Here is a 21,126-nt window from a genome sequence, read left to right as displayed (position 1 = left end):
TTCATTTGACAAAGAAGCAAAAGAAACGATCATGCCAGTTGCAGCTTAATGAAATTAAACAATCGGATGATCCAACAAAATTACCTTGTACCTTCATCATATTTGATTTTGAAGTATCACATAACAACACAATAATCCCCAAAGAAGTAGCCTTAGAAGCCTCCCCTACAATTATCAATAAGCCCATCGTTGCCAAATATTATGAAGTTGAAGATATAAATACTTCAACAGATGCACTTGGTTCCCATGAAGCCTATTTAGGAACAGATAAGCATGGCGAACTTGAAGTAAAAATGGACACAACTCCAATTGGAGTTTTCACTTCTGAAGGATACATAATGGAAATTGATACACCAGATGGGAAAAAAGAAGTTCTTGCAGCAGATGCTGTATTGTGGAGTTCTCGTTTTAATGATGCCTGTGAGTTACTACAAGAATGGTATAACAGAGGGATCAACATCAACACAAGCTGCGAAATTTTATATTCAAATTATACAGTACAGGATGATATTGAGTTTATTCAATCCCCTGTTTATTTGGCTGGCCATGCAATTTTAAATTCCGAAAAGCGAGGCGAACATGATGTTGTCCTCCCTGCTTACGAATCTTCTAAACTACTAAGCTTTAATGAACTACAGCGATTTGAAAAATTAGTGTTTCAAGCAGCAAGTAAAGAAAATCAAAAGGAAGGTGAAACCGTGGATAAATTTAAGAAAGTGTTTGAATTATCTCATTCAGACATTAGAACATTGCTTTATGGTCAACTAGACCCTACTCTTGACAAAGAGTCAGATTCATATATAGCTGACGTTTACGATTCATATTTCATCGCAAACGTTTATAGCTGGGCGGATGAAAATAGTTATGACAAATACTATAAGTTTAGTTACTCAAGAACAGGTGATGTTGTTTCAATTGATTTTGAAAGTAAAACCGAAGTGTTTATGACGCGGAACTGGGAGGAAGTTGTTCCTGAATCTGTTCAATTACAACTTAACCAGAAAGAAGAACAGATTAAGGATTTGACAAAACAAGTAAATCAAATCAATAAGGATAAGGCAGAAGTTGAACAGCAATTCAACTCTGCTAGTGAAAAGCTTGTTCAGCTGAACTCTGAGGTGGAGCAATTGATGCCTTTTAAAGAAAAACACGAGAAAGCTTTATTTGAGCAAAAGCTGAATAAGAAAAATGAATTTTATAAAGCGAAATTCGAAGCTTTAAAGGCTGAGGATAAATTCAGTTCGGAAGAAGTACAAAACCTTATTCATGCTTCAATTAAACAAGATGAAGAAGGAGAAAAAGCTGTGCTACAACTTAATACAATGTTAGTTGATTTAGTCAGTGCTCCAGCTGAAACAAATACAACCATTAGAGAGTTTTCAAGTAAACGGGAAAATTTAATCCCTAACGACGACTCTTTTGAATCCCGCTTTTCACAATAAATTTTAAATTTGGAGGAATAAAATATGGCTACAAGATTACAAAAAGCCCTTACTGAAGTAGGTAATCATACTACTGGAAACTTGAATTCTTTAAAAATCAAAACAGTTGCTCACGGTGCAAAAGTAACTGGATCAGATATCGACAACTTCATGCTTGTTGAACTGGGTTTTGACGCTGAGGGAAATAGAACTGCTGCAAAGCTATCAGATAAAACAAAAAAAGCATATTTAATTGCTTCCCCTGAAGCACGGTATCTTGGTGAATCAATGGGAGACTTTTATAACGGTGTAGGAGAACATGCTCGAATTGTTATCCTTGAGCCAGCCTATACTCGTTTTGATGTTTCTGCATTTTCATTAAATGCGGGCGTGACCGAGGTTAAACAAGGTCAAGTGGCACACTTTGATATTGCAACTCAAAAATATATTCTTAGTGATTCCGCATCACCTCATGAAGATTATGCTGATTCTTCTGCTAAGTTCCTGGTTGTAAATAACGAAGATGACCTTGTTTACACAATGGGGCAAAAGCTTGTTCGCCTTGAAGTAATCGAGGCCTAATCCATAACAAATAAATTTCAATAAAAGGAGTATTCAAATGAAATTAGACACTGTGAAAATCAAAGGCTTGTTTAGCCGTGTATTAAACAACAAAATGGACGGTACTGATCAAGCCGATATTCAAACTTATATTAAGAAAGTGTTTGGCGATGGTGGAACGACACCTGATCCTTCCATGCTCCATCAATTTAATAACCTTGTCGTTGAACAAGCTGATGAAATCGCAAAACCAAAAGTAACCCAGTTGCTTTCCCTTTTGGCTAATGTCCAACAAGAAAAACGAGGTAATATTAAACAAATTAAAATTCCGAAAAAGAATAAAGCAAAAGTCATTTGGTCTGCTACAGGTTCTGGTGTAGACTTGGTTCGTGTTGAAGGTCAAGAAACTGTTCCAGCCGTTCCAAAAACTATGTCAACAGGTTTCTACTACGAGCCTCTAGACCTCGTAACAGATTCAATTACTTACTTTAATAAATTGGTGAATGATATTGCAGATGCTAAAGTCCGTTTATACCTCGATAAAATTCATCAATTAACTGCAAGTGCAATTACAGCAGGTAAAATCCCTGCAAAGAATGTTCAAACAGGCTCAAACCTTACTCTTCAACAATACAACAAAGTAGCCTCTGTGCTTCAACGTTATGGCGGGAAACCTATCTTCGTAGCTGACACCCTTCTCATCGACTACTTCGCAATCCAACAAGGAACAGACTCAACGTATAAGAACTTCTTAACAGAAGAAATTAAAGGAGAACTCCTTACTGCATTGAACCCTGCTACAATCGGTAGAACAACTGCTGTCAATCTCACTAACCCATTTACTGACGATACAAATAGTAAAGTCGAACTTCCTGTCAATAAAGGATATATGTTTGCCGGCGGCGTTTCTCAAAAACCATTTTCTGTAGTTGAGTATGGCGGATTGCGTCAATTGACAGAGCAAGATATTGAAGATGAAAGAATCAAAATGAAAATTGTTCAAGATGCTTCTGTTAATCTTCTTTTTGGAGAAGCGATCGGAATTATTGAAGAACAAGCTGCAGTATCAATTTAAATCAAATATGAGGATTTTTTAGGAGGATATGATTTTGACTGAAAAAATTAAGTTAGCGCGACACAGAAGCACATCTTATTTTGTTGGATTTACTGGTGATGGTGGACATAAACAATATACCTGGGCTGGAAGCAAAAATGGTAAGGTTGATATTAAAGAAGTCCCAAAAGAAGTTGTTGAGTGGCTCACAATGAATAGCGTTTGTTTCGATAAAGGTGAATTAGTTATTGTAGATGACAATGAAACAACTAAAGAGATTAAAGACTCTATTGTTGAATCAGAGGATTACGAAAACAACATTCACACTAAAGAAGAAATAGAAAAGATGATTAAATCGGGTAATATTGCACAACTTAAAAATAAGCTCGATAAAATCACAGTCGATTCTGAGAAACAATTTATTATTGATGTTGCTTCAGAATTTAGCGATGACATTGCTGCGGGCAAATTAAAAGTATTGGCTGATTGGATGGGAGTCGCTGATCCTTCCCTTCTCTTTGACTAAGAGGAGGGATTTTTATGACATCTTATGATCAAATATGGGAAACCTTTTTAAACAACTGTGAAACATCTGATTTTGATGTTCCTCAAGAAGAAGAGGACATTTATAAATCAATTCGAAATGCAATCCTTCATTTCAATAACAGATTGAGAGACAATTTAAAAGCTGATGATTCAACAGAAACTGTAAACAGAGAATTATCTGAGGATGATATTCTTATTCTTGCACACTACTTGAGATACATCTTTTTGTTAAATAAAAAGACCTTGTTTGAGAATACATGGCAGCCCTTCACGAATGATGTGGGTATTAAGAACTTTGGCACACAAATCAATTCACTTAATAAAAGTGTAGCTGAACAGAGAGACGAAATTGAGCGTTTGATATTAAATGCTGCGGTGGATTATCTATGAGTATGATTCAAGTTAAATCGGTATTAAACAATGGACAAATTAAGATTGAAGAATTAGACGTGTATTGCAATACGCTCAGCAAGAAAAACAATTCAGTACTTTTCAAATTGGAGAAATACCTTAACAAAAAGCTACTGAGTGACCCTGACCTTATAGAAATCAGAGATACTATTTTAACAGTAAGTGGTGAGTTAAATAGGCTTAATGATTGCTTATTGACAGACGGTGATTCAATTGAAGGATTACAGTAATTATCACAAGGTTAACATTAATGAGAAGCTTTTGCATGATGGAAAGCTCATTTTCCAGCAAGGTCTAAAAGGTTTTGAATCTGAGAAAGTTACGATTGACGGAATTGAAAAAACAGTAATGATTACTTCAAAGTATTCTAGTGGTGATGGAACTTCTAAATATATATTAGGTGAAATATCTGACATTTATTGTGGTGGTGTGGTTAAATATAACGGCGAAACATGGCTCATCACTTCGCTTCCTCATAGTAACAAAATATATAAGAAGGCCGAAATCAAAAGATGCGGTGCTGTATTCACTCTAACCTCAGATGACAAGTCTGTTGAATCAGGTAAGGTTAACGAAATAACGGGTAAGCCAATTTACAAAAAGATTCCAGGTGAAAAGACTGAAGTTCCCTGTATTTTTGAAAGGTCTACTTCGATAAATGGAACTGAATTGGCGGTAAATCTTCCAGATGGACAAGCAAATATTACAATCCCTTATTTTGTACATGAAAAATTAAAAATTGGCCTTACTCTTACTTTCTTTGGTGAAACCTACCAAGTCAATGATATAGACTACTCCAAGGTCTATGGAGACATCGGGACAATTAAACTTATAGCCAAGAAGAAAGTTGGAGGTGATAGCGAATGAGTATGATGGTCGAACATATGACAACTGTATTCAGAACTATTATAAATGACACAGAATTGAATCGTCTTTTATATTATAAAGATGACCCTCTCTCCTCTTCTCTCCCTGACGTTCAGACATTGGAAAATTATTATGATCCAGTTGATGATTCCCCATCGATATTAAGCTCCATAATCAAACGTGCTCCCAAAACTGATGATTTAACCGATCAACCAATTTGCAGGCTTTGTGTCTATCTTGGTAATGGAATCCCTAAACCCTCAACCCAAAGTGTGATGCTACTAGATCAAGATTTGATGATTGATGTTTATACACACATTAACACCTATGAAGAGACTGAATTCAGGAACCTGAAAATTACGGATCGTATTTGTGACATGCTCTTCAATCAAAATTTTGCTGGTATCGGTAAAAATGTTAAATACACAAGACTGCTCATATCGAACGCACCTGAAGGGTATTTGGGATACAAATTAATATTCACTTTCGGAGCTATGAAATGATTGATATGGAGTTTTTCATTACTGGAGAACCTATCTCTACAGAACTTGGTGAATGCAGATTCATCAAAGTTAAAGAGTACGGTCAGTTAGCCAATTATTTAAGGCTAATCAAAATGTCCAAAAAAGAGATCATTTATGTTTATAGCAAAGAAGATGTTAATCGTTTTGGGGAACTTGATGAGCTTATTGCTGAATTAAAAAAAATGACTCTTTATGAAATTTCGGGTACCCTTCCTAATTTTCAAGAAGCCTATAGCACAGTGTTTTCTAAAATGTTCAATGGAGAAGAAATACTGGATAAGCTTACTCCAGACAACTTCGATTCCATTAGAGAACTTGTATTAAAAATGTGTTGTTTGAAGGAAGAAAAAATAAGCTCCAATCCTGAGATTCAAAAAGCTAATGAGCGAAGCAAAAGAGTCAAGAGTCAAGATGTGGATCCAGTTAATATGGCAGATATCATTAGCACAGTGTCAACTTATACAGGCTATCTTTATAAAGACATTAATGACATGACCCTGTTTCAACTTTATATGACTTATCACCGCATTGCTCAATTCAAGCAATATGACACTTCTACCCTCTTTGCTACAGTTTCACCAGAAGCAGGCAAGAACATTGTGAACTGGGATAAACACATTGACTTATTTGAGGAAGAGAAACATTACATAAGCCGAGATAAATTTATGAATGAGACCAAAGGTTTTTCTAAGGGCAGCTAATAGCTGTTCCTTTTTTTATTTTAAGGAGGAAATCTATAGATGAAAACAGTTATTCAAGATACAGCTGATGTTTATTTCAGAAGAAAATCTGATGGTCAGCTTGTATTTACAGCAGAAGCACAAACAGCTTCATTCTCCCAAGCCATCTCCGAAGACAAACTTCGCGGCGGTATCGGGAATAAACCACTTTATATCTTGAAGTCTGAAAAAGAAATCAATCTTACTGTCAAGAATGCATTTTTCGACCTTGAATGGTTGGCAATGACACAAGGTGAAACAATTGAGGAAGAAGCAAAAGTTCAGGTTTTTGACCGTGAACATGGTCTAATTGTTGATGACAAAAATGCGGTTACTCTTAAAGGTAAACCGGTAAGTGATGTAACCTTCTTCAACAAAAAAGGATTAACTTATAAGACGCCTGTATCTACAGATGGCACATATCTAATCCCTACTGGATTTGCTGGTGCAAAAGAGAAATTAACAGCCGTATATCAGATTAACAAAATCGGCAGACGGCTCGCTATTAAAGCAAGTAAATTCTCTGAGCGATATGAAGTTGAATATCGTACAATTGCCTACAACCCTGATACGGAAGAGGTCTATAGCGATATCTACATTCAATTCCCTAACGTATCCCCTTCAGGTGAGTTTGAAATGTCCCTAGAAAACGGTAATGCACTAGCTCCAGAAATTAAATTCGAAGCACTGGCCGATACTGACACAGACGAGATGGCTGTTGTTATTGAAGCGAGCAGAGATGACAATGTAGCCGCTCCAGATCCTGGCCCTGACACAGAAACTCAAACTAAATCCGTAGATGTTGGCAACTAATTTTACAGGAGTGATTTTTAATGGCAGCAAAACTTAATGATTTCGATGGAGTAAAATCTTCAGCTAGAGATGATGGAAACGGTGGTCTAGTAACTGACATTCATCTCAAATCACAAGAAAAACCCCTACAAGTTGACTTCCCTCAAGCTGGTTTAGATGCTATCAAAGGCATCCAAGTACAATCCCCTTCGGTGACCTTGAATGAAAGAGATCCCGGTTTCTCCTCTTTTAAAACGGATAAATTCACTGTTACTTCAACAGCTCAAAAAGTTACTGCAGGTATCACTGACAGAACAGCACTTACTATTTACCCACCTGCAGAAGGCACGATTTACATTGGAAACTCTACTGTAACTGCTGATACAGGTATCCCATTGGCAGCCGGCGACAAACCTTTTTCGGTGCCTGTTGCTGCTGGCAAAACACTTTATGTCTATGTGATCAATGACGGTACTGACAGGGATGTAAGAGTATTTGAAGCTAAATAATTTGAGGGGATCATTCCCCTCTCCTTTTTAAATAAAAGTCAGTTTTTAAACAGATTTAGGAGGTGGAGTTGTTGACAGAAACCGATGAAAGCATTTTAAAAACCATTCCAGATAAAGCAACCTTTACATTCCACGAAGCAACAACTGCCCCGTCTGAAGGTGAAGAATTTGTAGTATCACATTATCGGGATATTACTGTTAAGATCTCTGGTTCCTCAACTTCAAGAGAAATAAAATTCTTTGCCGTAGATGAAAATGGTGAAAAGACAGAAATTGCTGGAACAAACAAAACTGATTTTCAATTAGGTACGGGCACATTGAATACAAATGAAAACTGGGATTTCGATATTGCGGGGCTTTTCAAATTCATGGTTGAGGTCATTTCCGTAAATGGAGATGTTACGGTTAAAGGAATTGCGGTGAGTTAATGAGCAGCAGTAAATTTGTAGGTCAGCTCAAACAAAACAATATACAAATCAATAACCTTAAAGATCAATTTTTCAGAACTGAATCTCATATGTCTGATCATGAAAAACGCTTGTCTGACAAAGTTGATGAGTTTATGGAAAAGCAGAATTCAGAATTGAAGTCACATACTCAAAACACAGAAAACCCACACCATGTCACTAAAGAGCAAGTCGGATTATCAAATGTACTTAATGAAGAGCAAGCCACAAAGGTAGCTTTTGATAACCATCTTGACGATAAGAAAAATCCTCATGCAGTTACTAAAAGCCAAGTTGGTTTGTCTAAGGTTGATAATATTCAACAGGCATCGAAGGTGGATTTTGATGCTCACGACGCAGACCAGGATAGACATATCACAAAAGATGAGCGCGGTTATTGGAACAGCTCCGATGAAAGGTCAAAGTCTTTTTTAGCTGAACACACTAACAATCAATCAAACCCACACAATGTTACTGCTGCACAGGTCGGGCTTGAGAAGGTAGACAATGTAAAACAAGCTGCTAAAAGTGATTTTGATGATCATCTGAATGACACCAATGTTCATATCAGTAAGTCTGATCGGGATAGATGGGACGCTGCTCAACTTTTCAAACTCACTGCCGATGATGGGAAAGTATTCTACAAAGGTAGCTCCGAAAAAACGGAGTACAACGATTTGATTAACACTGGGTTTTATTTAATCGCCAACCAGGGGCTTCACTCCCCTGCCAACTTATCCAATGTCTATTTAGTTGTCATGAACTATGGAAATACAATTGCACAATTTGCATTAGAAGCGTATTACGGAACACATAGTTATTTCCGTTTTAGAAAAAGCGATTCAACTTGGACTTCTTGGCAAACACACGAAACGACTGACGGAGCACAAGCAAGAGCTACTACCGCACTCAACTCAGCGAAAGCCTACACCGATGCACACGAAGCAAAAACTGATATTCACGTTACTTTGGATGACAAAGCTAGATGGAGTGGTACATCAGGTTCTTGGAACCCAGTCACACTTATTAATGGAGCTACACAATACTCCACTTACCCTTTCAAATTCTCAAGTGTAAATAACGTGCTATGGCTAAGAGGATCTTTCGGAACATTACCGGCCATTGGAACTGCAGTTGCTAAATTCTCAACTAAGCCAACACAGCTAGTGGATTTTGTAGTACCCACAATTGGATCATATGGAACAGCAAGATTTGCCTTCACAACGGATGGAGATTTACGTTTTGATGGATTGTACGCTAATGACATTAACAGTGTTTCCAGAGTTTCATTTAATATAGGAATTCCTTTATGGTAGTAGGTGAAAATATTATGCATGTTCTTTATTACGATGAGAACTTTATGTACGCTGGAGAAGACTTCATTGAAGGCGATGTTCTTCCTCCAAATAGTACAACTGCTGTCCCAGACCCCACAATAATCTTGCCCAAATATGATCCCAAGAAAAATAAATGGATTGAATCAGCAACTGAAGAATACAAAGATAGCGTTAAACCAAGTATCCCTGAACCTAACGATTTTGAAATAATAGGACAGACTCTATCCCAACTCCGCTTAAGCTTGTTGCAAGTCAACAAAACAATAAACACAATGTTAAAAGATATTGCTGATCTAAAGGGAGGTTCATAAAATAACTACATACAATTATTGGGTTAATGCCCTGAGTCGAAAATGGGCAACCGTCGATCAAGTCAAAGAAGCTTACCAGGAATTCAACGATGTGACAAAAGAAGAGCTTCAATTAGGAGTAAAGAATGGTTTAGTCACTTTAGAAGAGTATAAAGAAATCACTGGCGAAGACTACGAAGAAGCAGACACAGAATAAAATACAAGTTTTATTTAGACACCTCTCCCCTTTTGAGGTGTCTTTTTTAATGTATTCAGAGGATATACAAGGAGGAAATGAGATGGCATCGAAAAAATTAAATCTTGGGTTGATCGAAGAAAGTGTAAGCAAATATGACAAGAAAGAGCGAGTACAACTTACTGATGACGTTCATGTTTATATTTATCCTTACTTCTCCCCTACCCGCTTAACCAAAATGTTCACTGAATTAATTACTGATCCACAAAATGCTCAAGAAAAAAACATTGACTTTAAAAGCATAAATCCTGTTCAATGGGGATTCTTTTCACTAATTAAAGAATTTACAGACTTGGGTATTCCAAGTGATATCAAAAACAAAGTTAAGTGGTTTGTTAAGCTTGTGGACTCTGAATTTTTCCCATTGATTATTAGTAGCTTCCCTGAAGAAAGTATGAAGAAATTTGGAGAAGCAACAAAGATGATGCAAGAGAATTTAGACAAACTTTCAAACATATCTCCTGAAGAAATAAATGATCTCATCCTTAATAAGGTCGAAGAGATTGAAAATGAACAAGAGGCTGAATAATGGCCAAGAACATAAAAGAAATAGCAGCACTAATTGAATTTGCCGCAAAGCAAGCCGTTCAAAAACAATCCAGCACAAAAAATACGATGATTAAAACGGGTCAAGAGCATGTGCAATCTGATGTATATGACGCCTACGATCCCCTTGAATATGAACGTACGTCTCTTTTGAGGGACTCTTTTGTCATTCAAAACGAATCTAACGGAATCTCATTAGACAACAATCGTGAAGACAACGGCAAAGATGTTACAACGGTTGTTGAGACTGGTCAAGGATACACGTATCCAGATAAATACGGTTATGGTTACGGAAAACCTCGCCCAGTCATGAAGAATACTGCTGAATCCTTAAAAGACGGACGATTAGTTGCTGCTATGAAAAAAGATTTAAATGCAAGTGGTATTAAAACAGAATAACGGTGGTGTATTAATGGCCAAGATCAAAAAAGTGCGCTATTTCACCAAAGAAAGAAAAGCACTTATCTCAAAAGAAAACAGAAAGAAATACGATAAGTATCTTAATAGCAACATAATCAAAAACAGAGATGTAAAAGACACTACCTATAAGGTTTACAGCAATTATATGGATCAGTTTTTGGTTTATCTTGCTGAAAAATGGTCTAATATCGACCTGTATTCTGAAGAATTCATGGAAGATGCAGTGGATATTATGGAAGGATACATTAGCTTCTGTCAGGACATCCTTTTCAACAACAAAAAAGTAATCAATACTAAGCTTTCAACAGTTTCAAGTTTTTATCTTTGGAGTCTTAAACGTGGATATATCGATAAACACCCCTTTGATAAAAAACTTGACCGCATGAAAGGTGCAAATGAAGAAAAAATCATCAACTCTTATTACCTCGATGATGAACAGATGAACCTCATAACTGAAACCCTAAAAACTGACCCGAAATTTGATATCCAAGACAAGCTTATATGGTCTATAATGCTGGATTCAGCTAACCGAATCGGGGCTATTTCCAAGCTTACTATCCAGGCTCTTGATCTAGATAACATGGTTTTTAACGACATACGAGAAAAACGAGGGTACAAGGTTGAAGTGGCATTTAATGATTACAGTAAAGAGCTTATACTTGAATGGTTAGAAATGAGAAAAGAAATGGATAACCTTGAAGTCGATTCCCTATTCATTACTAAATACGGTGGTGAATATCGTCAAATGTCAAAAGGTACTATTCAAGACCGGGTTACCAAGATCGGAGAAATTCTTGGACTCGATGATTTTCATGCTCACTGTATCCGAAAAACCGCCCTCAATGATATCTACGTTAAAACTGGCGACCTCTCTCTTGCTGCTGAAATGGGAAACCACAAATCCGTTGAAACCACCCGTTCGAGTTACATTAAACCTCAAACAAAAGCTGAAGTCCGCCAGAAGATCATTAAAATGAAACAGAAAATGCAGGAAAGCAAAAAGAAAGATTAATATCTTTAGAATGGGACTCTTCAATCCTCAAAATTCAGTCGAGAAAATGAAGCAACAAATTGATGAATTGGCCGAAGCTGTTGCTGAATTAACTAGGCAGCTTGATACTAAAGCTGATAAGAACCAATTCGGATCTAAACAGATTGATGAATCCAAGATCAGTGACGGCAAAGTTCTTGTTTACAACGCAAGCACCGGTAATCTTGAATACGGGAAGATTAAGAAAAGCTTGTTGGGTGACATATCAATTGATTTGCTTTAGGTTCACTCTTTATGAAATCCCTCTTTTATGCAGAATCAAAATCCTTCAATTGAGGGGTTTTGCTTATGTATAGAATTCACGAATTGCTTTCACAGTAAGAGTTAATTTGAGTGACAATACCTTTGATCATTTTTAAATAAAATTGTAAAGTATCTAATACAGGCTTTTTAGTTTTCTCAAACGAAAAGTATGCATTTACTTTCCCATTATATTGAGATGTATACGGATTGTTATTTAAATCTTTGACAGGGACACCATTAACCGAAAACGGATGCTCAGATCCCTTAAACTGCAAATTAGACATATTAATTCCTGGGATTGCAGCATAGTTAATAACACCCGACTTTAATTTTTTATTCCTTGTCAACTTTATATGCTTACTTTCATTTGTAATATTCTTAAACTCTTTTAACCAAAAATCCCCACAATAAAAAGGTTGACTTTTTTTAAGCAACTGAAAGATCTCCTTATGATCAGACTCTAATCCAACAAAGCACTTGTTCACCTCTTTATCAAAAGTTTTTTCCTGAGGATAGCATGGAAAATAGATTTTCCGTTTAATATGATTTATGTTACTGTGTCTTAATTTTGCCTTTTCCAAACAAAAAATTTCAAATAAATCATATGCTGCATAATCTAATGATGAATTTAAGGTTTCTAAAAAATTCTTAACTTTAAAACTCAAAGAACGATCTAGGTCTTCGATCAGTGCCTGTTCATGTAATGTAACAATTTTTTCAAAAATATCAGTTGCTTCTTCTATTAAATAAAGTGAATCGCTCATGGTTTACCTCCCTTAATTGACCAATAATAACTAACTATAGCAAAACAAGGAGGGAAAAACATGGAAAAGAACGAAATTATAAAAATTTTTGAAGAGGTTCTTGAAGATTGGTTTTCAATTGAATTATTGGTTGAAATGCAATGCGGTGGTGAAAGCGAGTATTTAGAAGCAAAAAGAGATTTTATTAAAACAAGGTTTATGGAAGCGATAAATAAATGATTGTTTTTCAGTTAGATACGCTTAACACTTTATCTCGTCTGCCGATAGTAAGATGAGGTGTTGATAATGTTTAACAAAACAACTGTTCGATGGAAATTGGCTGAACTGGATGCAACAGAGTTAATAAAATTTATAAGAACAGAATTTCCGTCCACTGGACAAGATATCAATTCATTAAATACAAAGCTTCAGGTTTTAAAATCTTTGAATCATGAGGAATTATCTGCAGCTATAGCAAGGATGTCAAGAATTGAAACAGCGTGCGATGTTTCAAAAACGATATCATTATCCGCAATCGTTGTAACAAGTATAACTCTTTTATTTAAAACAGTGTTCGGTGATAATAGCTCAGTAATGTCCTTTATGGTAATTCTTTGTGTTATAGCCGTATATAGATACACTGCACTTGATAAAAATACTCATACGACTGCTGTGTATTTTAAAGACCTCCTCATTAGAATAAAAAGTGATAAATAAACAATCTGCATTCATACTACCCTAATGGAAACCATGATATAATGTAGGAAAATAATACTGGTGGTGGTTTGATGATCTGGGCTATCATTCTAATTTTAGTGGTTGGCGCTTTTATTATTATTGGGGTTAGCGCTTCGGATAAACAAAAAGAAATGGACAAAAAAAGAGCTGGCGAGATTGAAACGGTTGGAAATTTCCCTTCTAATTATAAGTCCATCATAAATCCAGATAAAAATGCAAAGCTTACTTTAATTGATCCAGAAGATAAATTTGTAATTCACAGCTTCAAACAGGATGGAACATTAGAAGAGAGAATTATCCCCTTCAGCAAAATAATTCAAGCTGAAGTTACAATTGATGATAACACAGTTACAAAAGTGTCCAAAGGAAGTCAAATAACAGGTGCTGTTGTTGGTGGGTTAGCAGCAGGAAGTATTGGAGCGTTAGTCGGCGGGCTATCTTCTAATAAGACAGAAACAAAGTACTTCAAAAAAATTGATATGAAATTAAAGCTCGATGATTTCTCCACCCCTATTTACAGATTTGATTTCCTACCGAGTAAAGATGAATTTGGCCTAGAGAATGTTAAAGGGTTTAGACAGGACGATCTAAAAGTTAAAGATGCTTTATCAAATGCCGAAATATGGCAAGGTATTATGGAGATAGCAATACGGAAAGCAAACAAAGTCGCTCAATAATGAGTGGCTTTTTTATATGCCCTAAAAATCACTCTCCCCTATTCGAAAGGATGTGACCTATATTTGAGTCAAGATTTAAAGATCATACTCACACCCAAAGCTGACACTTCTTCAAAAACTGTCGAACAGTTAAATCAGCAAATTAAATCTTTAGAGAAAAAGCTTAATACCCTTAATTTAAAGACCAATATCGATGCCTCTGCCTTAAAGACTCTCAACGATTTCTCCTCTGCAGTTGACACTTATCAAAAACATCTCAAATCCTTCAATCAAACAGTTAAAGAAACCACAACGGTTACCAGAAATGCCGATGGCACTGTTGAAAAGCTGACGCAGCAATATAAGAAAAATGGCGAAATCATTCAGCGTGAGACAAAGACCATAGACAATCGCAATCAATCATTACGTGAACAAACGCAAGAAGTTAATAGGCTTGCTCAAGCGACTGAAAAACTAGGTCAGGTACAGAAGAAAACAGAACAAAAGAATGCTCAAGGACAAACGACGAGGGTTACTCAAAAGAATCGTAATGGCTTTGACGATATTACCTATACAACTGATCCAAAAACAAATGCTACTACATCTAAAGCAACAACGAACTATGATCAGCAACGAAAAGCTATTGAACAATTAAAGCTGGATTTAGAAAAACTTAGACAGCAAGGAATTGTAACTGACACCACCCTCTCTTCTCTTGGCCGGAAATTAAACACTGCGCAAACAGCACAACAAATTGAAGCATTACAAAATAGAATTAAAATGCTCGATGATAAGTCTGCTGCAGTGGCAAAAAATAATGAACTCAGAAAAACTATTGAACTGTATCAACGCCAAGCACAAGTAAACGTACAAAACCTTAATACACGTTACGGCGATACAATGGGTGCCGGCAATAGACAAGCTACTCAAGATTATTTAAATGCAGTAAATAGTCTTAATGTAAGTGCCGGCGGTAGTAATATCAGATCTCAAATGCAAAGCTTGAACATGCAATTCAGGGAATTAGCTTCAAATGCTCAAACAGCGTCTAGTCAAGCCTCGTCTTTTGGTGCGGAGCTAACTCAAGCTTTCAAAAGTATGTCTACATATTTAATCTCCGGTTCTTTGTTCTATGGTGCTATATCTGGGCTCAAGGAAATGGTATCTCAAGCTGTTGAAATTGACACTTTGATGACCAACATCAGACGTGTAATGAATGAGCCTGATTATAAGTACAATGAGCTACTCGAGGAATCAATAAACCTAGGAGACACCCTTTCAAACAAGATCACTGACATACTCCAAATGACTGGCGATTTCGGGCGAATGGGGTTCGATGAAAGTGAACTGTCCACTCTAACAAAAACCGCTCAGGTACTTCAAAACGTCTCTGACTTGACTCCTGACGATACAGTTAACACTTTAACTGCCGCAATGTTAAACTTCAATATTGCTGCGAATGATTCTATTTCAATTGCAGATAAGCTTAATGAAGTCGATAACAACTATGCTGTAACTACTCTTGACCTAGCGAATTCGATTCGAAAAGCAGGAAGCACCGCTTCCACTTTTGGCGTTGAATTAAACGATCTGATTGGTTATACTACAGCAATTGCAAGTACCACCCGTGAATCAGGAAACATTGTTGGTAACTCACTTAAAACCATTTTCGCACGTATTGGGAATAATGACAGCTCAATTAAAGCCTTAGAACAGATTGGTATTTCTGTGAAAACTGCCAGTGGTGAGGCGAAATCTGCTACTGATTTAATTAACGAGTTAGCAGACAAATGGAATACCCTCAGCGATGCTCAAAAACAAAATACCTCAATAGGTGTAGCGGGCATTTATCAGCTTTCTAGATTTAATGCCTTGATGAATAATTTCTCCATATCACAAAATGCAGCGACCACTGCAGCTAATTCCGCAGGAAGCGCTTGGAGTGAACAGCAGAAATACGCTGACAGTTTACAGGCAAGATTAAACAGGCTGTCAAATGCATTTACAGAAATGTCGGTTGCCTCAAGTGAAGCCTTCATCTCTAATAGCATTGTTGTTTTTGCAGATGCACTTAAAGGATTAATGCAAACAAGTGCTCAAATTACTAAAACAGTCGGGCTCCTCCCTCAAGTTTTTGGTTCTGCGACAACTGCAATCCTGCTTTTCAACACCTCTCTTCGTACAGCTACCATCTCAACTGGAATGTCTGCAATATCAACCCTTAAAAATCTTGTCTTAAACTTTAATGCTGTTGGGCTTGGTGCAACAACAGCTTCAGCTAAAACTGCAGTTTGGGCACGAGTGGTTAATGCTTCAAGCGTTGCGATGAGTAATCTAAAGAAAGTCGCAGTCTCGACAAGCGCGTTTTTAGCGGGCAGTTTTCTTCCAATGGCAGCTATGGTTGGACTTGGCGTGGTTATTGAGAAACTCATTTCCTCTTATTCTGAATTAAAACAAGCTAGAGAAGACTTTGAACAAGCTAAAACTACTAGCATTGAAGCAATTACAACGAATAAAGATGAAACAGACAAACTGATTAGTCAATACAAAGAATTACAAAAGGCTAAAGATGGCGGAGCTTTATCGGCTGACCAAGAGCAAGAATATCTGCAAGTAACACAACAATTAGCACAAACATTCCCGAATTTGATCGCTGGTTATGATTCTCAAGGGCAAGCAATCTTAAAGAAAAACCAAGCACTTAAGGATGCTATAAAGTACACTGAAGACCTTAGTAATTTAAACAAAAAAGACATTCAAACAGGTGCCAATAGTAACTTTAAGGAAAGCTTAAAAGACATTGATAAACTCAATGATAAGATTAAACAGTATAAGCAGGTTGCCGATTATTATAAAAACGGCAAGAGTTGGGATATTTTCTCTTCTGAAAATGACAAAAAAAATCAAGGTATTAAAGCTGAACAAGATGCACTACGTACTGAACAAGAGCTATCCAGCTCACAGGCTAAAATTAGAGAGCAAGTGCAACAGACAATTGATGCCTTTAACTCAATAAAGATAAATCCGAATCTTTCAAGGGAAATATCTAACGCATTTGATAAAATTGACTTCAGCAAAATGAATGCAGATGAACTTGAGTCATTTTCCATAAATGTTTCAAAATACATGGAAAATATCCAAAAAGCTCTGCAATCGGGCAATAAAAATAATTTTGATTCCGCCTCTAAAAACTTAGAACAGCTTGTTAATCAATATATGAGTGGCAAAGATAAAGCTAATGGTTTGGCTTTATCTTATGATGACCTTAAAACTGCCATTGACTCTACAAACGATTCTGCACAAACTGCAAAAGTAACCTGGGATGAAAATGGTGAAGGTGTAGATGCATTAGGTGAGCAAGTCGGGAATTTATCTGACAAGCTCAAAGAAGCTAAAGGTGATTTTGAAGCAATTAAAGGAATCATCGATGAATTAGTTGAATCGAAGCAAAATGATGCTGCTATATCTGCTATTCAAAATGAAGCTTATGACACTATGTCTGACAGCATCTCCCCTTTAAACAACCTCCTTGAAAAAATGTCTGAAGGTAAAAGCATATCTGCAACAGAAGCCATGAAGCTTATTCAGAAAGAACATGATCTTGCTGATGCAATTTCAGTTGAAAATGGTGTTGTAAAAATCAACAGAAATGCAGTTGTTAAGCTTCGGGACACAAAACTCAAAGCTTACAATGATATGCAACAATCTGTAAGACAAGATCTAATTAATCAGGCTAATGCATTAAATAAAAAGATTAATATGTATAAGTCTGAAGTCAAGGCTATCAAGACTGTTCAAGACGCTTATAAAATGAAGTCTGAACTTGAGGACAACAAGAAAAAGATATACGACGAACTAAAAAAAGGGAACAGCGGTGCACTGCAGTTTCTACCAAAAACGCAGGATGATTTAAACCAAGTCACTGATATCACTGATCAACTTAAAGAGCTTGATAAACTAGCCGATTTGGCTTCAACTTCCCTATCCGAAACAGGAACATCTCTTGACGACCTTTCTTCTTCAAGTGATAAAGCCTCTGAGGAAATGAAAACATCTATGTACGTGGCTGATAAATACAAGGAAGCTCTGGAGAAAGTTAATGCCGAAGTCGAAAAATACAATAAGCAAGTAAACGACTATCCAAAGTATTCTCAAAGTTATCGAAATGCCCTGCAGAAAGAAATTAAAGCTCTTCAACAAAAGAAAAAGCTTATGCAGGAGCAAGCAAAACTCCTCAAGGATCAAATCAGGTCAGGAAACATTGCACAATACGGTATTGTTACCTCTTCCCTTTCCACTGGTTCATCTTCCGGTGGTTCTTATTCTTCTGGCGGTGGGTCTTACTCCGGTAAATACTCCAGTTACATTAATTCTGCCGCAAGCAAATACGGTGTTGATCCAGCTCTAATTGCAGCTGTAATCCAACAAGAATCAGGATTCAATGCAAGAGCTCGTTCTGGAGCAGGCGCAGCCGGATTAATGCAGTTGATGCCTTCCACTGCTAAAAGCTTAGGTGTAAACAATGTTTATGATCCTTATCAGAGCATTATGGGTGGCACAAAATATTTAGCCCAACAACTAAGCAAATTTGGTGGCAATGTTGAGAAAGCACTTGCCGCTTATAATGCGGGGCCTGGGAATGTAATCAAATATGGTGGCATCCCTCCTTTCAAGGAAACGCAGAATTATGTTCAGAAGATCATGTCAAACTACACCAAGTCAATGACTTCTGCTAATTCCTCCATTGCAAGCTACTACACGAAGAACAGTGCGTTTAGAATAAGTTCTAAATATAATGCGAAAGATGGCGCTTACCGATCAACTCCACATAAAGGGACAGACTTTGCCGCAAAAGCCGGTACAGCAATTAAGTCTTTGCAAAGTGGAAAAGTTCAAATTGCTGGCTATAGTAAAACTGCCGGTAACTGGGTTGTCATTCAACAGGATGATGGAAAAGTTGCTAAGTATATGCATATGCTTGATACCCCTTCTGTTAAAGCCGGTCAAACTGTTAAAGCTGGCCAGACCATTGGTAAAGTTGGCAGTACGGGTAATTCAACAGGAAATCACCTTCATCTTCAAATTGAGGAAAACGGAAAGACGATTGACCCTGAGAAGTATTTAAAAGGTGTCGGTACATCTATTTCAGATGCATCTCAAGCTGAAGCAGAGCGACAGCAAGCAATAGCGCAAGCTAAATCCGACCTTCTCTCTCTTCAAGGTGATATTGATTCAGTAAACGATCAGATACAGGAACTCAGATATGAAATCGTTCAATCGAAACTCGATGAATATGACAAGCGTATTGGTGATTTTGACGTAAGAATTGCTAAAGACAAAGCCCTCGCTAGTCACTATCTGAGCGACAGTAAAGAGTTCCGTAAGTATACAAACGATCAGAAAAAAGCTTTAACTGAACAGCAAAAGATTCAGAGTCAAAAGGTTTCTTTTATTGAAAAAGAAATCAAAACAAACAAAACTTTGAATGCTGCTCAAAGAGCACAGCTTGCTGAGGAATTAAAACAAGCTAAGATTGAGCTCATCAACTTTCAAGAAGAAGTAAGAGAACTTCAGGGACAGCTCACCCAATCTAAAGTTGACGAAACGCTTAACGGTATTGAGAAATCAACCAAGAAAACTGAATCTAAGCTTAAAGATGTTAGCAACAAAATATCCATGACCGAGGAAGATAAAGACAAGGTTAAATATTATAGCCAACAGATTAAGCTTATTCAGCAGCAACAGAATGAAGCGAAGAAGTATATCAAACAGTTGGAAGCACAAAAGAAAGCTGCTAAAGGGTTCCCGGATATTCAGAAACAAATTACTGAAGAAATCGAGAACTGGAAAGACAAGCAGAAGGATTACAACCTGGAGCTTTACAACACAAAGAAATCAATCAAAGATGTGTACAAATCTCTTGCTGATGAAGTTGTCTCTATCTACAAAGAGATGTACGAAAAGATGCGTGATATCGAATTAAAAGCGCACCAAAAAGCTACACAAGACTTGATCGATGAGATTGATAAAACTGATGATGAAGCTAAATACCAAAAAGAGCTCAAAGAAAAGAATCAGGCTATTCAGGAAACCAAAGATAAGCTAAATAAACTGTCTCTCGATGACTCAGATGAAGCAAAATCACAGGTTAAAGACTTAGAGAAGCAACTTCAAGAACAGCAAGAAGCATTAGATGAGTTTCTTAAAGATCGTGAAAACAGTAAACGAAAAGAATCGTTACAAGATCAGCTTCAAAAAGATGAAGATTCAATTAACAAGAAATACGATGATCTCGTTAATGATGAGCGTGGGTTTAAGGAACTTGAGAAAAAGCTAATATATGGCAAAATTACCGATATTGCTAAGCAACTGAATGAATTCTCTAAGTTCATTAACAGCAATATGGAGTCCATTGGGAAAAGCATCTCTAATAACCTTATCGATAAGCTTAAAGAGGCTTCTAATGCCCTTAATACTGTGACCAAGGGTAATAAAACTGGAAAAAAGGTATCTTCTTTTGCATCGGGCGGATATACAGGAACAGGACTAGGTGCTGGTAAGCTCGCCTTCCTACACGATAAAGAGCTCATCCTTAATAAAACCGACACTGCAAATATCTTGGATACAGTAAAAACTGTACGTGAGAACAATGCTCCAAGTGAAGAGACACCTAAATGGGGTCAAGATGGGAAATTAGCAGCCTTGATTAACAAAGGGATTACTTCTATTCCATCAATAATTCCGAATATTAATCAATCCAGTCTTTCTAATAGTTTGATACCGAGTATTCAAAGCCTCTCTTCCCCACCAGATGCTACTAAGTCAGCAAACGGCACTGTAAACAACAATAATTTTAAAGCTACATTTAACATTAACGAATCAGGGAATCCTCAGAAAACAGCTGATTTTGTATTCAATAAATTTGCAAATGGTCTTAAAAACAAGGGCATAAATTTCAACAACTCATGAGCCAGTGTATATGCTGGCTCTTCTTAT

The 21,126-nt window shown here is 36.8% G+C and carries 24 protein-coding genes; 23 read left to right on the top strand and 1 reads right to left on the bottom strand.

Going from position 1 to position 21,126, the window contains the following annotated elements:
* The first annotated feature begins 5 nt into the window (after positions 1–5).
* The 19 genes from AUL54_RS19890 to AUL54_RS19805 all read left to right on the top strand — a co-directional run bounded on the left by AUL54_RS19890 (position 6) and on the right by AUL54_RS19805 (position 11,973).
* Positions 6–1,442: a hypothetical protein gene (locus AUL54_RS19890; protein ID WP_060964953.1), complete on the top strand. Its 1,437-nt coding sequence runs from the start codon at positions 6–8 to the stop codon at positions 1,440–1,442.
* Between the two features lie 24 nt (positions 1,443–1,466).
* A complete protein-coding gene (locus tag AUL54_RS19885) occupies positions 1,467–2,003 on the top strand; it encodes a hypothetical protein (protein ID WP_060964952.1) in 537 nt (178 codons plus the stop codon).
* Between the two features lie 37 nt (positions 2,004–2,040).
* Positions 2,041–3,057: a hypothetical protein gene (locus AUL54_RS19880; RefSeq protein WP_014472029.1), complete on the top strand. Its 1,017-nt coding sequence runs from the start codon at positions 2,041–2,043 to the stop codon at positions 3,055–3,057.
* Between the two features lie 34 nt (positions 3,058–3,091).
* Positions 3,092–3,562 carry a hypothetical protein gene (locus AUL54_RS19875; RefSeq protein ID WP_021493604.1) on the top strand — a complete coding sequence of 157 codons (471 nt, stop codon included), beginning with the start codon at positions 3,092–3,094 and terminating at the stop codon, positions 3,560–3,562.
* Between the two features lie 14 nt (positions 3,563–3,576).
* A complete protein-coding gene (locus tag AUL54_RS19870) occupies positions 3,577–3,972 on the top strand; it encodes a hypothetical protein (protein WP_021493605.1) in 396 nt (131 codons plus the stop codon).
* Positions 3,969–4,223, top strand: a complete 255-nt coding sequence (locus AUL54_RS19865; protein ID WP_014472032.1) for a hypothetical protein — start codon at positions 3,969–3,971, stop codon at positions 4,221–4,223. The genes AUL54_RS19870 and AUL54_RS19865 overlap by 4 nt, the downstream gene beginning before the upstream one ends.
* A complete protein-coding gene (locus AUL54_RS19860) occupies positions 4,207–4,860 on the top strand; it encodes a hypothetical protein (protein ID WP_060964951.1) in 654 nt (217 codons plus the stop codon). Before AUL54_RS19865 ends, AUL54_RS19860 begins: the two co-directional genes overlap by 17 nt.
* Entirely contained in the window at positions 4,857–5,363 is a 507-nt protein-coding gene (locus AUL54_RS19855) for a hypothetical protein (RefSeq protein ID WP_060964950.1), read from the top strand. The genes AUL54_RS19860 and AUL54_RS19855 overlap by 4 nt, the downstream gene beginning before the upstream one ends.
* Positions 5,360–6,085 (top strand): hypothetical protein, encoded by a 726-nt coding sequence (locus AUL54_RS19850; RefSeq protein ID WP_060964949.1) that lies wholly within the window; start codon positions 5,360–5,362, stop codon positions 6,083–6,085. Before AUL54_RS19855 ends, AUL54_RS19850 begins: the two co-directional genes overlap by 4 nt.
* 39 nt (positions 6,086–6,124) lie before the next feature.
* Positions 6,125–6,916 (top strand): hypothetical protein, encoded by a 792-nt coding sequence (locus AUL54_RS19845; RefSeq protein WP_060964948.1) that lies wholly within the window; start codon positions 6,125–6,127, stop codon positions 6,914–6,916.
* A gap of 20 nt (positions 6,917–6,936) precedes the next feature.
* The gene (locus AUL54_RS19840; RefSeq protein WP_060964947.1) at positions 6,937–7,404 is read left to right on the top strand and encodes a hypothetical protein; all 468 of its coding nucleotides are present in this window, start codon (positions 6,937–6,939) and stop codon (positions 7,402–7,404) included.
* A gap of 71 nt (positions 7,405–7,475) precedes the next feature.
* Positions 7,476–7,832, top strand: a complete 357-nt coding sequence (locus tag AUL54_RS19835; protein WP_060964946.1) for a hypothetical protein — start codon at positions 7,476–7,478, stop codon at positions 7,830–7,832.
* A complete protein-coding gene (locus AUL54_RS19830; protein WP_060964945.1) occupies positions 7,832–9,166 on the top strand; it encodes a pyocin knob domain-containing protein in 1,335 nt (444 codons plus the stop codon). Before AUL54_RS19835 ends, AUL54_RS19830 begins: the two co-directional genes overlap by 1 nt.
* Positions 9,160–9,498 (top strand): hypothetical protein, encoded by a 339-nt coding sequence (locus AUL54_RS19825; protein ID WP_235588386.1) that lies wholly within the window; start codon positions 9,160–9,162, stop codon positions 9,496–9,498. The genes AUL54_RS19830 and AUL54_RS19825 overlap by 7 nt, the downstream gene beginning before the upstream one ends.
* 91 nt (positions 9,499–9,589) lie before the next feature.
* The gene (locus tag AUL54_RS22005) at positions 9,590–9,694 is read left to right on the top strand and encodes an XkdX family protein (protein WP_022553071.1); all 105 of its coding nucleotides are present in this window, start codon (positions 9,590–9,592) and stop codon (positions 9,692–9,694) included.
* An 82-nt stretch (positions 9,695–9,776) separates the two neighbouring features.
* Positions 9,777–10,262, top strand: coding sequence for a hypothetical protein (locus tag AUL54_RS19820; protein WP_060964944.1), 486 nt, complete (start codon positions 9,777–9,779; stop codon positions 10,260–10,262).
* Entirely contained in the window at positions 10,262–10,678 is a 417-nt protein-coding gene (locus AUL54_RS19815; protein ID WP_060964943.1) for a hypothetical protein, read from the top strand. The genes AUL54_RS19820 and AUL54_RS19815 overlap by 1 nt, the downstream gene beginning before the upstream one ends.
* A gap of 13 nt (positions 10,679–10,691) precedes the next feature.
* A complete protein-coding gene (locus AUL54_RS19810; RefSeq protein ID WP_014417861.1) occupies positions 10,692–11,711 on the top strand; it encodes a site-specific integrase in 1,020 nt (339 codons plus the stop codon).
* A gap of 46 nt (positions 11,712–11,757) precedes the next feature.
* On the top strand, positions 11,758–11,973 hold the full coding sequence (locus AUL54_RS19805; protein ID WP_060965142.1) for a hypothetical protein: 216 nt from the start codon (positions 11,758–11,760) through the stop codon (positions 11,971–11,973).
* Positions 11,974–12,049: 76 nt separating this feature from the next.
* On the opposite strand, the gene AUL54_RS19800 is transcribed toward AUL54_RS19805, so the two are convergent.
* A complete protein-coding gene (locus AUL54_RS19800) occupies positions 12,050–12,757 on the bottom strand; it encodes a hypothetical protein (protein WP_060964942.1) in 708 nt (235 codons plus the stop codon).
* 60 nt (positions 12,758–12,817) lie between these two features.
* On the opposite strand from AUL54_RS19800, the gene AUL54_RS21375 reads away from it, so the two are divergent.
* The 4 genes from AUL54_RS21375 (at position 12,818) to AUL54_RS19785 (ending at position 21,099) form a co-directional block, all read left to right on the top strand.
* Positions 12,818–12,976 (top strand): hypothetical protein, encoded by a 159-nt coding sequence (locus tag AUL54_RS21375; RefSeq protein WP_014472044.1) that lies wholly within the window; start codon positions 12,818–12,820, stop codon positions 12,974–12,976.
* A gap of 66 nt (positions 12,977–13,042) precedes the next feature.
* Positions 13,043–13,453 carry a hypothetical protein gene (locus tag AUL54_RS19795; protein WP_060964941.1) on the top strand — a complete coding sequence of 137 codons (411 nt, stop codon included), beginning with the start codon at positions 13,043–13,045 and terminating at the stop codon, positions 13,451–13,453.
* Between the two features lie 71 nt (positions 13,454–13,524).
* Positions 13,525–14,151: a hypothetical protein gene (locus AUL54_RS19790; RefSeq protein WP_060964940.1), complete on the top strand. Its 627-nt coding sequence runs from the start codon at positions 13,525–13,527 to the stop codon at positions 14,149–14,151.
* 63 nt (positions 14,152–14,214) lie between these two features.
* Positions 14,215–21,099, top strand: coding sequence for a phage tail tape measure protein (locus tag AUL54_RS19785; RefSeq protein ID WP_060964939.1), 6,885 nt, complete (start codon positions 14,215–14,217; stop codon positions 21,097–21,099).
* The last annotated feature ends 27 nt before the right edge of the window (positions 21,100–21,126 follow it).

The sequence above is a fragment of the Bacillus sp. SDLI1 genome (assembly GCF_001553895.1).
Classification (GTDB): Bacteria; Bacillota; Bacilli; order Bacillales; family Bacillaceae; genus Bacillus; species Bacillus siamensis.
This window is presented reverse-complemented; position numbering and strand designations above follow the sequence as displayed.